Here is a 12,266-nt window from a genome sequence, read left to right on the forward strand (position 1 = left end):
GGTCGGCCGGGGGTGTGCTGTTGTGCGTCCGCCCGCCCCGCCATCCACCCGCTCGCCCGGCCTGACGGGCGGGCGGACGGCGGCCGGGGCTGGGCTGGTGTTGCGCCGGTCAGGCCGAACCGAGCACGGCCTCAAGGGCGTTGAGGAACCGGTCGGTGGTCGCCTCGTCCCGGACGGCGATCCGCAGCCACTCCTCGCCCAGCCCCGGGAAGGTGTCCCCGCGCCGGACGGCGAAGCCGTGCTCGCGCAGCCGCCGCCGGACCGCCGCCGCGTTCGGCAGCCGTACCAGGACGAAGGAGGCGGCCGGTTCGCCGTACAGCCGCACCGACGGGAAGGCGGCCAGGCCCTTCACCAAGTGCTCGCGCCAGAGCGCTAGTTCGGCCGCCGCCAGCTCCGCCTCGGCGAGCGCCGCCGGGCCGCTGCACGCCTCGGCGGCGGCCAGCGCCGGGGTGGAGACCGGCCAGAGCGGCTGGGCGGCGCCGAGGTCGGCGATCAGCGGTGCGGGCCCGAGCACGTAGCCGATCCGCAGTCCGGCCAGCCCCCAGGTCTTGGTGAGGCTGCGCAGCACGACGACCCGGCCGGGCAGGTCCCGGGTGGAGGCGAGGGACTCCCGCTCGCCCGGGACGGTGTCCATGAACGCCTCGTCCACCACCAGGGTGCGCCCCGGCCGGGCCAGTGCGGCGACGGCCTCGGCGGGGTGCAGCACGGAGGTCGGGTTGGTCGGGTTGCCGAGGACGACCAGGTCCGCCTCCTCGGGGACGGCGCCCAGCCGGAAGCCGTCCCCGGGGGAGAGCAGTACCCGGTGCACGTGGTGTCCGGCGTCCCGCAGGGCCGCCTCCGGCTCGGTGAACTGGGGGTGCACCACGACGATGTGACGTGGCGTCAGCACGCGTGCCAACAGGACGAAGGCCTCCGCCGCCCCCGAGGTGAGCAGCACCTCCTCGGCCGGGCGGGCGTGCCGGGCGGCCACGGCGGCGCGTGCGGCGCTCTGGTCGGGGTAGGCGGCGAGGTCGCCGAGGGTGGCCGCGAGGTGCTCGCGCAGCCAGGTGGGGGGAGTGCCGGTGCGGACGTTGACGGCGAGGTCGACCAGGCCGAGCCCGTCGGCGCGCACCTCGGCGTCGCCGTGGTGGCGCAGGTCGGGTTCGGGGGCGGTCACGCGGGGTCTCCTCGCTGGGTGGTGCGGCTGGTTCGGGTGGTCGCGACTGGTGGTGGACGTGATGCGGCTCTACGGGCCGGGTGGTGCGGCGGGCCGCGGGTCGTCGCCGAGGTCGAGCGGTGCGAGCCGTCCGTGCGCCGCCGCCCGGGCGATCGCGACCGTGGCCCGCGCCGACTTCCGCTTGGTGACCACGAGCCGGCCCCCCGGCGCGCTCGCCAGCGCCGCGGCCTCGGCCACGCTCGCGGTGCCGACGGCCGTACCGACGGCGGCGGAGGGGTTCGGCACCGGCACGCCCGCGAGCGCCTCGGGCGGGTGCTCGTCCACGGGTACCCCGGTGAGGTGGTCGGCCGCCCAGCGCACCGCCGGGTGGTCCGCCTTGCCCGCCACGGTGGCCAGCCGGGCCACCTCGGAGCGGTCCAGCCCGGCCTCCCGGAGGGTGTCCGTCAGCAGCCGCAGCACCTCGGTCCGCTCGGCGCCGCTGCTGGCACCGATCCCGACCACCAGGGTGCGGGGGACGACGGCGACCAGTCCGCTCACGTGCCGCACCCTTTCGTCCCAAGCTCCGGTGATCCCACCACGCCCGGGCGGAACGGGTCAATCGCGGCGGGTGTGAGATCCGACGCCGGTGCCGTCGCCGCTCCCGACGCCCTTCCCGATGCTCTTGCCGACGCCGCCGGTCCGCCGGGGCGCGGCAGCTGTTCGTCTGTTCTTCACTTGTCTTGTGCGGTACACGTCACCGCGGCACTCCTACTGTTCTCGGCGCTCCCGCCAGGAAGCCCCGACATCCGGAGGACCCCATGGCCTTCGCACGACTGCGCACCCCCGGCACCCCCTCTTCCGCCGTCGCCCCCCTCCCGCGCCCCGGCCGCCGCCGGCCGCGCCCGCTCCGCCCGCTCACCGCGCTGGCCGCCGGCCTCGGCCTGGTCGCCGGCTCGCTCGGCCTCTGGGCCGCCGGCGGCAGCGCGGCCGCCGACACCGCCGCGGGCGCCGCCGCCGGCCTGCCCGCGCCCGACCACGTGGTCGTCGTCGTCCTGGAGAACCACGCCTACTCCCAGGTGATCGGCAGCTCCAAGGCCCCGTACATCAACACCACCCTGGTGGCCGGCGGCGCGACGCTGACCCAGTCCTACGCGCTCACCCACCCCAGCCAGCCCAACTACTACATGCTGTTCTCCGGCAGCTCCCAGGGCATCGTGGACGACGGCTGCGTGGACGTCGGCGCCCTGCAGCAGCCCAACCTCGCGTCCGAGCTGATCGGCGCCGGCCAGACCTGGGCCAGCTACAACGAGGGCCTGCCCGGCCCCGGCGCCACCGACTGCAGCAGCGGCAACTACGCCCAGAAGCACAACCCGTGGTTCGGCTTCGGCAACGTGCCCACCTCCAGCGCGTACGGCATGGACGCGTTCCCGAGCGACTACAGCACCCTGCCGAAGGTCTCCTTCGTCGTCCCGGACCTCTGCGACGACATGCACGACTGCTCCGTCGGCACCGGCGACTCCTGGCTCCAGGCCAACCTCGACGGGTACGCGCAGTGGGCGAAGAGCCACAACAGCCTGCTCCTGCTCACCTTCGACGAGGACAACAAGCTGTCCGGCAACCGCATCCCGACCCTCGTCTACGGCGCCCACGTCGCCCCCGGCAGCAGCACCGCCACGACGTACAACCACTACGACGTGCTGCACACCCTGGAGGACCTGGCCGGGGTCAACGCCCACGCGGGCAACTCGGCCGGCGCCGCCGACATCACCGGAATCTGGAACTGACGCCCGTGTACGTCGCGGACTCCCGCAGCTCGAAGGCCCCCGCCGCCCCGACCGCCGCCGACGCGGCCCCCCTCGGGGCGGCCCCCGCGCTGGCCGCCGGTCGGGCGCGGCGGGGCGCCGTGCCGGGGGCGGTCCTCGCCCTCGGCACGGTCAGCCTGGTCACCGACATCTCCTCCGAGATGGTCACCGCCGTCCTCCCGCTCTACCTGCTCACCGGCCTCGGCCTCTCCCCGCTCGGCTTCGGCCTGCTCGACGGCATCCAGAACGGCTTCAGCGCGCTGGTCCGGCTGGTCGGCGGCCACCTCTCGGACCGCCGCGACCGCGACGGCGCCGCCCGCCACAAGGCCGTCGCGGCCGTCGGGTACGGGCTGTCCGCGCTGTGCCGGCCGCTGCTGCTGTTCGTCCACACCGTGCCGCTGATCGGCGCCGTGATCGCCGTCGACCGCACCGGCAAGGGCCTGCGCACCGCGCCCCGGGACGCGATGATCTCGCTCGCCACCGAACCCGCCCACCGCGGCCGGGCGTTCGGGGTGCACCGGGCGATGGACACGGCCGGGGCCCTGCTCGGCCCGCTCACCGCCTTCCTGGTGCTGCGGCTGGCCGGCGGCCCGCTGCTCGCCGACGGCGGCGAACGGCACGGCTACGACGCGGTGTTCACGGTCAGCTCGTGCGTCGCGGCGCTCGGCGTGCTGATCCTGCTGCTGTTCGTGCCGAACCGGCAGCAGGGCGACGACGCCTCGGCGCCCGCCCCCTCGCTGCGCGCTAGCCTCACCCTGCTGCGCCTGCCGGGGCTGCGCCGGCTGACGCTCTGCGCCGTCCTGCTCGGCCTCACCACCGTCAGCGACTCCTTCCTCTACCTGCTGGTCCAGCGCCGACTGGACCTGCCCGTCGACCTGTTCCCGCTGCTGCCGCTGGGCACCGCCGCGGCCTTCCTGCTGCTCGCCGTCCCGCTCGGCGCGCTCGCCGACCGGATCGGCCGCCACCGGCTCTTCCTCGCCGGGCACGGGGTGCTGCTGCTCGCGTACGGGCTGCTGCTCTCGCCGCTGCGCGGGCTGCCGGCGGTGCTCTGCGTGCTGGCGCTGCACGGCACCTTCTACGCGGCCACCGACGGCGTGCTCGCCGCGGCGGCCGCCGACGCCGTACCCGCCGAGCAGCGCGGCGCCGGGCTCGCCCTGGTCGGCACCGGGCAGGCGCTGGCCCGGTTCGCCTGCTCGCTGCTGTTCGGCGCGCTGTGGGGCGCGGTCGGCGGCTCGGCGGCGCTGGGCTGGTCGGCGGGGGCGCTGGCGCTGTGCGTGCTCGGCGCGGCGGCGGTGCTGCGCCGGTCCGAGCCCTCCGCCGCGGCGGTGCCGCACCCGTCCGAACCCGTCGTCGTGAAGCCCCCGGAGGAGAAGAGCCGATGAACCTGCGGAACCGGACCAGGGTGATCATCCTGCTGGTCGCCGTCGTGCTGCTCGGCGCGGTCGGCACCGGGGCCGTCCTCTACGCCGCCGACCGCACCGCCCGCCGGGACCAGGCCCAGCCCGGCGGGCCGTCCGTCGCGTCCGGCCCGGTGTCACTACAGGTGCAGTCCGGCGGACGACAGCTGTTGTTCCGCAACATGGCCTGGGGCCCGCACCGGGACGAGATCACCACCGTCGCCGCCGACCACCCGGACGGCCCGCGCACCGCCTCGGGCGTCCAGTGCCTGCGCTTCCACGCCGCCGCCGGCACCGGCATCTGCCTCCAGGCCCAGCACGGCGCGCTGGAGGACACCTACCGCGCCGTCGTCCTGGACGACCACCTGCGCGAGCTCCGCTCGTTCCCGGCGGCCGGCATCCCCACCCGCTCCCGGGTCTCGCCGTCCGGGCACCTCGCCGCCTGGACGGTCTTCGTCAGCGGCGACTCGTACGCGGGCAGCGACTTCTCCACCCGCACCTCGATCGTGGACGTCCGGGACTGGAACCTGCGGGAGAACCTGGAGGACTTCGCGGTCGTCCTGGACGGCCGCCCGTACCAGGCGCACGACATCAACATCTGGGGCGTCACCTTCGCCGACGACACCTCCTTCTACGCCACCCTCGCCAGCGCCGGGCAGACCCACCTCGTCCGCGGCGACCTCACCGCCCGCACCCTCACCGCCCTGCACGACAACGTCGAGTGCCCCTCGCTCTCCCCGGACGGCACCCGCGTCGCGTACAAGAAGCGCGTCCCCGGCCTGCCCGCCGACGCCCCGTGGCGGCTGTACGTGCTCGACCTCGCCACCATGACCGAGACCGCCACCGCCGAGCAGCGCAACATCGACGACCAGGCGCTCTGGTCCGGCGCCGGCACCCTGGTCTACGCCCTGCCCGGCGACTACGGCGCCGACCTGTGGACCGTCCCGGCGGACGGTTCGGGCCGCGCGGAGCCGGTCACCAAGGCCGCGGTCGCCCCCGCCTACCTGGGCTGAGGAACTCTCGGCTACCGTCCCACGTCGAGCAGAGTGTGACGTCCCGATCAGGCACCTCGAACAAATGTCCTGATCAGACGTCCTGATCGAGCGTTCTGACCGAACGGGGGAGCAAGACAACCGTGGACGGCATCCCACCCGAGCGCACGGTGACCGACTCGTGGCCCGCCCTGCACGGCCGCCCGGTCCTGCGGCGCACCGTCGCCGTCGGGCTGGTGCTGTGCGTGTCCGTCGCTGCCGCCCTCGTGGTGCGCGGCGTCAACGCGCTCACCGCCGGCGGCACCGGCCGCGAGACCGACCGCGACCGCGCCGAACGCCTGGCCGGGCTCCACCCCTCCCAGCACCCCGGCGTCGGCCGCTTCTACGTCCCCGTCGGCGCCGTCTACACCCACACCTCCGACGGCGCCCCGGTCGCCTACCTGCACTACCGCCTCGGCGGCGGCCGGGCCCCCGGCCTCGGCGACTTCCTCAGCGCCTACGACCTCCCCGCGCCCGGCCCGGTCGCCCCGCTCCCCGCCGACCTGCTCGCCGCCCTCGGCGGCGACGAGCCGGCCGAGGCCCCGGAACTCCCCGACTCCCCGCCGCCGCCCGTCGCCACCCCCTCCCCCTCGGCCACCCCCACCCCCGCCGAGAGCCCGTCCCCGGAGGCCACCCCCGCCCCGGAGTCCGACGACCCCCTCGCCGAGCCCGCCGACCCCGCCGACCCGGCCCCCGTGGTCGCCCCCGCCCCGGACCCCGTCCCGGACGAGCCCGCCGCCCCGGACGAGCCCACCCCCGACGACCCCACCCCGAGCCCCACCTGGACCCCCACCCCCAGCCCCACCGCCCTCCCCACCCACGCCCCCACCGCCCGCCGCATCTACGTCGCCACCATCTCCGGCGGCCTCCCCGGCGCCGCCGACATCTACATCCGCGCCACCGGCTGACCCCCGCCGGGCGCCGGGTCAGGCCACGTGTCGGTCGATGGTGAAGGCCATGACGCTGCCGGGTTGGAGCGGGAACGGGAGCTGGATCAGCCCGGCGGTGTTGTTGAACGGCGCGGGGAAGGTGGCCCGGACGCTCGCACCGTGGGCGGCCCCGAGCGCGCTGATCTCCGACGCGTTCACGCTCAGGCGGGTCGGCCGGAGCGCGGGATCAACGGTGAGCCGGTACTCGGCATCGGTGACATGGCGGAACACCTGGGCCTGCACGCGAATCCGTCGGTCGTTTCCCACGAACTTGCGTGCCGTGACGCTCAGCTCCACCAGGTGGCCCGCGGTGGCCTGAACCTCGCGCGGTACCGGGAAGTGTTCGACCCTGGCGCGTCCGCCGACGACGTCCTCGTGCGTGGCGGGCGCGCGTTCCAGTTCGCGGTTGTCGACCCGGACCGCGCCGACCGTGAAGACTTCCGGGTCGTCCGGATCCAGGTTGTCGTCGATCATCCACCGGAGCAGGCACTCGGGCCCGGTGAAGCCGTCCAGTCCGGCGTCGTCGTTGGAGGCGAGGCAGGCGATCGTCACCGTTCCGGGCAGGGCCTCGATCCGGTAGGAGATCCGGAAGCTCTGGTAGAGGTAGTCCGGATGGGCGTCGCCGTTTGGTGCGGGCGAGAGCAGGCAGTCGTAGCGGTAGGCGGACAGCGCTCCGGCGAACAGCGGGTCACGCACCGGACCGAGGACGTCCTGCATGCCGCGAAGTACGGCGCTGTCCACCTGTTCCGTGGTCTCCCGTACGGTGAGGGAGCCGATCGCGAGGGTGACGGCCGCCGCCGACACGAAGGCGCCGCCGATGAGGCTGAGGACGGTGGCGAGGACCTGCTGGTGGGTCATCAGTGCCGCGGTCACCACGCAGACCAGCCCCACCGTCAATGCGAGGGTGTTGATCAGCGCGAGGATCTTGCGCAGTTGTCGTTCACGAGACACGGCCACGCGCCACCCCCGTGGGCCGCGTCAGAGCGCCGACCCCTCTGTGATGATCCGGACGATGCGTTCGGAGACCTCCCCGATCTCCTGCGCCGTACGAATGTTGTCCGCCTGCCCCTCGGTCAGAAAGACCATGGCGACGCGGTGTGCGGGATGCAGGACGATGCCCGCGTCGTTCACGATGCCGCGCAGGCTTCCGGTCTTGTGCCGGACCGGGACGTCGTCGTCCAGGCGGGACGGAATCCGGTCGTTGCGCAGGTAGTTGACCAGGTAGCGGCGGACCGGCTCGAGGTGGGGCGTCCGGTCGATGTACTCGACCAGCCTCAGCATGTCCTCGGCGGTCGTGGTGTTGGCCCGGCCGAGCGGACCGAGTTCCCGCTCGGAGAACCCGGCAGGGAAGGTCGTGCTGTGCAGTCCGACGGCCTTGATCGTGGCGTCGATCCGCTCCTGGCCCAGGACGGCGCGTACGTGCTCGGCTGCCGGATTGTCGCTGGTCACCAGGGCGAACCCGCACAACTCCCGTACGGTGACGGTCGAATCGGGGTCGAGGGCCTGCAGCACACTCGGGTACATCGTGCCCGGGAGGGCCCCGATCCGGACGCGCTCATCGGGGTCGAGCTCGCCGCGTTCGGCCGAGTCGAAGAGGGCCACCCCGAGGATCATCTTGGTCAGGCTCGCCGCAGGAAGCACCAGGTCCGCCCGGTGGGCGACGGTGAGCCGGGGGCCGTCGAGCGTCTTGACCAGGACGCTGCGCACGCCTGTGCCGCCGGCCGTCGTGAACGCTTCGATCTGTGCGGCGATCGCGGAGTGCAATCCGTCGGAATCGACCATCGGGCAGTCCCCTTCCTCCCGCTCTGGTCGAGTCGGGCCAACGGCTCCCTACCCGCACGGGAGCGCCGTACGCCCCGGTCCGATGACCGGGCGGGGCAGAGAGGCCGGGAACGGCCGAACGCCCGCGGGCGGGTAGCCGGCGGGCGTTCGGGAGGGGCTGGTCAGCGGGCGGCGGTGGCCGGTTCGGGGCGGGGGGTGGGGGGCTCGGTTGCGGCTGTGGAGGGGGTGGTGGTCGGGGCCGGGGTTGGGGTGCGGCGGGCGGGGGCCTGGCCGACGAGCATGGCGGCGAGGGCGAGGAGGAGGCCGAGGACCTGCCAGGGGGTGAGGGTCTGGCCGAGGACGAGGAGGCCGCCGAGGGTGGCGACGACCGGGTTGATCAGGCCGAGGAAGGAGGCCGGGCCGGCGCCGAGGTGCTCGATGCCGCGGAACCAGAGGGAGTAGGCGAGCGCGGTGCCGAACAGGCCGAGGTAGGCGAAGCCGGCCAGGTTGGCGGCGCTCAGGGCGGGCGGTGCGCCCTCGACCAGGGCGGCGAGCGGGACGAGGAAGACCGAGCCGGCCAGGAGCTGCCAGCCGGTGAGGTCGAGCAGGGTGGCGCCCTCGGGGCGGCCCCAGCGGCGGGTGAGGACGGTGCCCATGGCCATCAGCGAGATCCCGGCGACCATCGAGGCGATGCCGACGCCGTCCAGCCGGGCGCCGCTCTTGAGCACCAGCAGGGCCACTCCGCCGACCCCGACCAGTCCGGCGATCACCGCCCGCCGTCCGGGTCGTACCCGCAGCACGCCGATCGAGAATCCGGCGACGAGCAGCGGCTGGATCGCCCCGATGGTGGCGGCGACGCCGCCGGGCAGGCGGTAGGCGCCGACGAACATCAGCGGGAAGAACAGCCCGATGTTGAGCATCCCGAGCACGGCCGCGCGCCCCCACCAGCGCCCCTTGGGAAGTCGGCGGCCGATCAGCAGCAGGAGCAGTCCGGCCGGGAGTGCGCGGAGCGCGGCGAGCAGCAGCGGGCGGCCGTCGGGCAGCAGCTGGGTGGTGACGAGGTAGGTGGTGCCCCACGCGGCCGGGGCGAGTGCGGCGGTGGCGGCGATCCCCGCGCGCTTGCGGTCCATGACGGCCATGACGTCCCCCTGAACGTTGATTATCTGAACGTTGAGATAATTTCTACGCCGGGGATCCGCGAACGTCAAGTATGTGAATGTTAAGATATCTGCGTCGGGTGGGCAGCGGACACCGGACGGCTACGGACAGACGGCTCCGGAAGGGCGGCGGGCATGCAGCAGCGCGACACCGTGGACGACATCGTCGAGCAGTGGGCCCGGGCCCGCCCCGAGCTGGACGCCGGGCCGATGGCCCTGATCGGCCGGCTGCGACGGCTCAACGTCCGGGTCGACAACGCCCTGCGCGAGTACTTCACCGCCTGCGGCCTGGACTCCTCCGAGTTCGACGTGCTGGCCACCCTGCGCCGCTCCGGCGAGCCGTACGAGCTCAACGCCCGCGCGCTGCTCAAGTCCGCGATGGTCACCTCCGGGGCCATCACCAACCGGGTCGACCGGCTGTCCGCCAAGGGACTGGTCGAGCGCAACCCCTGCCCGACCGACCGCCGGGCCGTCCTGGTCCGCCTCACCCCGGCCGGCAAGGAACTGATCGACGGGGCCCTGGCCGGTCACGTCCGCAACGAGGAGCGCATCCTCTCGGCCCTCGACGCGGACGAGCGCAACCGGCTCGACGCCCTGCTGCGCAAGCTCCTCATCGCGCACGGGGACACCGAGCCGCTCCTCTGAGCCGGGCCGGTGCCTCCAAGGGCGGGCGCGGGCGGCGTGTCCAGCGGTGTCCCGGCGGCGTTATCCCCTGCGGAAGCCCACCGGAGGAGAGGCCCCGATGAAAGAGAAGACGCCCAGGGACATCGCCGTCGGCGACCAGCTGCGGGCCGCCGGCACCGAGGGTGCCCAGTGGCTGACCGCCTCCGGGTGGGGGCCGCCGGTCAAGGTGCCGCTGCAGGAGGCGGCGAAATGGCAGCAGGAGGCCCGCGCCCGGATGCTGGCGTCGCAGCGGGACGAGTCCTGCACCTGGTGCGACCACCTGCTGTACGGCGGGCCGCAGCCCGTCGTCGTGCACGCGGAACACCCGACCCACCTGATCTGCCGCGCCTGCTCGATCGCCGCCCGCCCCCGCCGGGTCTGCCTGGACTGCGGGGAACCCGCCGCCTCCACGTCCCCGGCCGACGGGCGCGAGGACGTCTTCATGGGCGCGGTGGCGATCTACACCCGGCTGCGCTGCGCCGCCTGCCACCACTCCGACCCGCTCACCGGCACCTTCGGCCAGCCCGTCTGACCGGGCCGTCTGGCCGGGAGGTCCGATCGGGCCGCCCGACCGGGCCGCTCAACGGCGCGCGACCAGCGCGTACCGCTCGTCGTCCACCGGCCCGCCCCACAGCTCGGCCTCCCCGCCGAGCGGCTCGACCCGCAGCTCGGAGACCAACGGCCGTACGGCCGCCGCGAGTTCCTCCGCCCCGACCCCGCCGCCCCATGGCAGCGGCCCCGCCCCGGCCGGGTACGGCGAGACGGTGGCCTGCCCGGTCTCCCGCCACCGGCCCTCGACCAGGACCAGCCGGCCGCCCGGCCGCAGCAGTCGCACCCAGGCGCGCAGCGCCCGCTCGGGCTCGGGGAGCGTCCAGACCAGGTGCCGCGACAGCAGGACGTCGAAGCTCTCGTCCCCGAGCGGCGGCGCGCCCGCGTCACCCACCAGGAACCGCGCCGTCAGGCCCGCCGCGACCAGCTTCGCCCTGGCCCGTCCGACCATCCGCGGCGCCAGGTCCACGCCCGTCACCCGGTGCCCGTCCGCCGCGAGCAGCAGCGACAGCGAGCCGGTGCCGCACCCGACGTCCAGCACGTCCGCCGCCCCGCCCGGCACCCACCCCCGCACCCGCCGAAGCCACGCCGCCCGCACCGGCCCCGCCCGCAACCCGTGGTCGGGCTCCTCGTCGAAGGCCGCGGCGGCCGCGTCCCAGTACTCGGCAATGGCGCGGCGGCCGGAGTCATCCATGGCGCGCATCATCGCAACCGCCACCGACACGGGCCGCCCGACGGCCTCGTCGCGATGGACTTCGGAACGTATTCCGAACTACCGTCGGACCATGCCGACCCTCACCGTGTCCTTCTCCGAGCTGTCGAAGAACTCCAAGCGTGTCGCGGACACCGTGGAGCGGGCCCAGCGCGTGCGCGTCACGCGGCGGGACGGCGAGGACCTCTACCTCACCACCGAGCGCCACGACCGCCAGCGCGAGCAGACCGCGGACGTCACCGCGCGCCTGCTCGCCGCGCTGATCGGCAGTGATGAGGGTGCCCGGGCCGTGCTGCCGGCCCTTCCCATGGTCTTCCCCTGGGTCAGGCACCTGTCGGCCGAGGAGATCCGGGAGTTCGTCGTCGACCTCGTCGACGCGACGCGTGACGTCGTCGAGTTGGACGTGCACACCGGCCTGCACCGGGTGATAGCCGAGTGGCGCGCCACCGCCAGGGTCCTCGCGGATCCGAAACTGGCGGCCGGGCTCACCGGCCCCCTCCCCGGCGACGACCACGGCGAGGTGGTCGAGTCGTGAGCCCCAAGCGCGGCGACGACGTCCCGCCGTCTCGGCGCGGGACCCCGATCGGCAGCACCGGCTCCGGGGGCGCCTGGCGACCCGGGTCTTCGGCGGGGTCGAGCTGCCGCAATGGGAGTACGAGGTGACGGCGGGCGGCCGGGTGCGGTACCTGGTGGACGAGGCGGCCCGCACCGTCCACTTCGTCTACGCCTCGCCCCGGCGCCCCAAGGACACCGACACGTAGCCGGCCTTGGCTCCGGCGGCTGCGGGTCCCCTCGCCCCGGTCCGCCTCACCCCGCTCCGCCCAGGGTCGGTGGCTGCCAGGCGAAGGTCGCGGCCGAGCGGTTCAGCAGGGTGCGGGCGGGAAGGAGGCCGGTGAGGGTGAGGGCGGTGTCGCGCAGGAGGGTGGCGGCGGGGGAGCGGAGGGCGACGAGGTCGCCGATGCGGCGGGAGGCGGCGACGACGGCGGTGGTGCGGGGGAGCCGGGCGGCGGTGTAGGCGGGCAGGGCGGCGGCCGGGTCGGCGGCGGGGGTGAGCAGGGAGGCGAGGACGACGGCGTCCTCGATGGCCTGGCAGGCGCCCTGGCCCTGGAAGGGGCACATCGCGTGGGCGG

13 protein-coding genes and 1 pseudogene are annotated in these 12,266 nt (G+C 74.7%); 7 read left to right on the forward strand and 7 right to left on the reverse strand.

What is annotated here, in order from left to right:
- Positions 1 to 109 precede the first annotated feature (109 nt).
- Together cobC and ACWDCZ_RS29665 are read right to left on the reverse strand one after the other, a co-directional pair.
- On the reverse strand, positions 110 to 1,156 hold the full coding sequence (gene cobC, locus ACWDCZ_RS29660) for an Rv2231c family pyridoxal phosphate-dependent protein CobC (protein WP_449817430.1): 1,047 nt from the start codon (positions 1,154 to 1,156) through the stop codon (positions 110 to 112).
- 69 nt (positions 1,157 to 1,225) lie between these two features.
- Positions 1,226 to 1,693, reverse strand: a complete 468-nt coding sequence (locus ACWDCZ_RS29665) for a cobalamin biosynthesis protein (RefSeq protein ID WP_388045963.1) — start codon at positions 1,691 to 1,693, stop codon at positions 1,226 to 1,228.
- 260 nt (positions 1,694 to 1,953) lie between these two features.
- Here ACWDCZ_RS29665 and ACWDCZ_RS29670 point away from each other — a divergent pair, with 260 nt between their 5' ends.
- The 4 genes from ACWDCZ_RS29670 (at position 1,954) to ACWDCZ_RS29685 (ending at position 6,273) form a co-directional block, all read left to right on the forward strand.
- Entirely contained in the window at positions 1,954 to 2,919 is a 966-nt protein-coding gene (locus tag ACWDCZ_RS29670) for an alkaline phosphatase family protein (RefSeq protein ID WP_380737306.1), read from the forward strand.
- Between the two features lie 5 nt (positions 2,920 to 2,924).
- Positions 2,925 to 4,319: an MFS transporter gene (locus ACWDCZ_RS29675; RefSeq protein ID WP_449817431.1), complete on the forward strand. Its 1,395-nt coding sequence runs from the start codon at positions 2,925 to 2,927 to the stop codon at positions 4,317 to 4,319.
- Positions 4,316 to 5,347: a TolB family protein gene (locus ACWDCZ_RS29680; RefSeq protein ID WP_449817432.1), complete on the forward strand. Its 1,032-nt coding sequence runs from the start codon at positions 4,316 to 4,318 to the stop codon at positions 5,345 to 5,347. Before ACWDCZ_RS29675 ends, ACWDCZ_RS29680 begins: the two co-directional genes overlap by 4 nt.
- 122 nt (positions 5,348 to 5,469) lie before the next feature.
- A complete protein-coding gene (locus ACWDCZ_RS29685) occupies positions 5,470 to 6,273 on the forward strand; it encodes a hypothetical protein (RefSeq protein ID WP_449817433.1) in 804 nt (267 codons plus the stop codon).
- A gap of 18 nt (positions 6,274 to 6,291) precedes the next feature.
- Here ACWDCZ_RS29685 and ACWDCZ_RS29690 read toward each other — a convergent pair whose 3' ends face one another.
- The 3 genes from ACWDCZ_RS29690 to ACWDCZ_RS29700 all read right to left on the reverse strand — a co-directional run bounded on the left by ACWDCZ_RS29690 (position 6,292) and on the right by ACWDCZ_RS29700 (position 9,194).
- Positions 6,292 to 7,245 (reverse strand): hypothetical protein, encoded by a 954-nt coding sequence (locus ACWDCZ_RS29690; protein ID WP_449817434.1) that lies wholly within the window; start codon positions 7,243 to 7,245, stop codon positions 6,292 to 6,294.
- Positions 7,246 to 7,272: 27 nt separating this feature from the next.
- Positions 7,273 to 8,076: a serine hydrolase gene (locus tag ACWDCZ_RS29695; protein ID WP_449811962.1), complete on the reverse strand. Its 804-nt coding sequence runs from the start codon at positions 8,074 to 8,076 to the stop codon at positions 7,273 to 7,275.
- A 161-nt stretch (positions 8,077 to 8,237) separates the two neighbouring features.
- Positions 8,238 to 9,194 carry an EamA family transporter gene (locus ACWDCZ_RS29700; protein ID WP_449817435.1) on the reverse strand — a complete coding sequence of 319 codons (957 nt, stop codon included), beginning with the start codon at positions 9,192 to 9,194 and terminating at the stop codon, positions 8,238 to 8,240.
- 153 nt (positions 9,195 to 9,347) lie between these two features.
- On the opposite strand from ACWDCZ_RS29700, the gene ACWDCZ_RS29705 reads away from it, so the two are divergent.
- Positions 9,348 to 9,857: a MarR family winged helix-turn-helix transcriptional regulator gene (locus ACWDCZ_RS29705; protein WP_375873277.1), complete on the forward strand. Its 510-nt coding sequence runs from the start codon at positions 9,348 to 9,350 to the stop codon at positions 9,855 to 9,857.
- A gap of 97 nt (positions 9,858 to 9,954) precedes the next feature.
- Positions 9,955 to 10,407, forward strand: coding sequence for a hypothetical protein (locus ACWDCZ_RS29710; protein WP_449817436.1), 453 nt, complete (start codon positions 9,955 to 9,957; stop codon positions 10,405 to 10,407).
- A gap of 48 nt (positions 10,408 to 10,455) precedes the next feature.
- Here ACWDCZ_RS29710 and ACWDCZ_RS29715 read toward each other — a convergent pair whose 3' ends face one another.
- On the reverse strand, positions 10,456 to 11,127 hold the full coding sequence (locus ACWDCZ_RS29715; RefSeq protein ID WP_387969827.1) for a class I SAM-dependent methyltransferase: 672 nt from the start codon (positions 11,125 to 11,127) through the stop codon (positions 10,456 to 10,458).
- A gap of 82 nt (positions 11,128 to 11,209) precedes the next feature.
- On the opposite strand from ACWDCZ_RS29715, the gene ACWDCZ_RS29720 reads away from it, so the two are divergent.
- Positions 11,210 to 11,671: a prevent-host-death family protein gene (locus tag ACWDCZ_RS29720; RefSeq protein ID WP_449817437.1), complete on the forward strand. Its 462-nt coding sequence runs from the start codon at positions 11,210 to 11,212 to the stop codon at positions 11,669 to 11,671.
- 272 nt (positions 11,672 to 11,943) lie between these two features.
- Here ACWDCZ_RS29720 and ACWDCZ_RS29725 read toward each other — a convergent pair.
- A pseudogene (locus ACWDCZ_RS29725) lies at positions 11,944 to 12,266 on the reverse strand (monooxygenase); the annotation flags it as partial.

The sequence above is a fragment of the Kitasatospora sp. NPDC001225 genome, assembly GCF_053597855.1.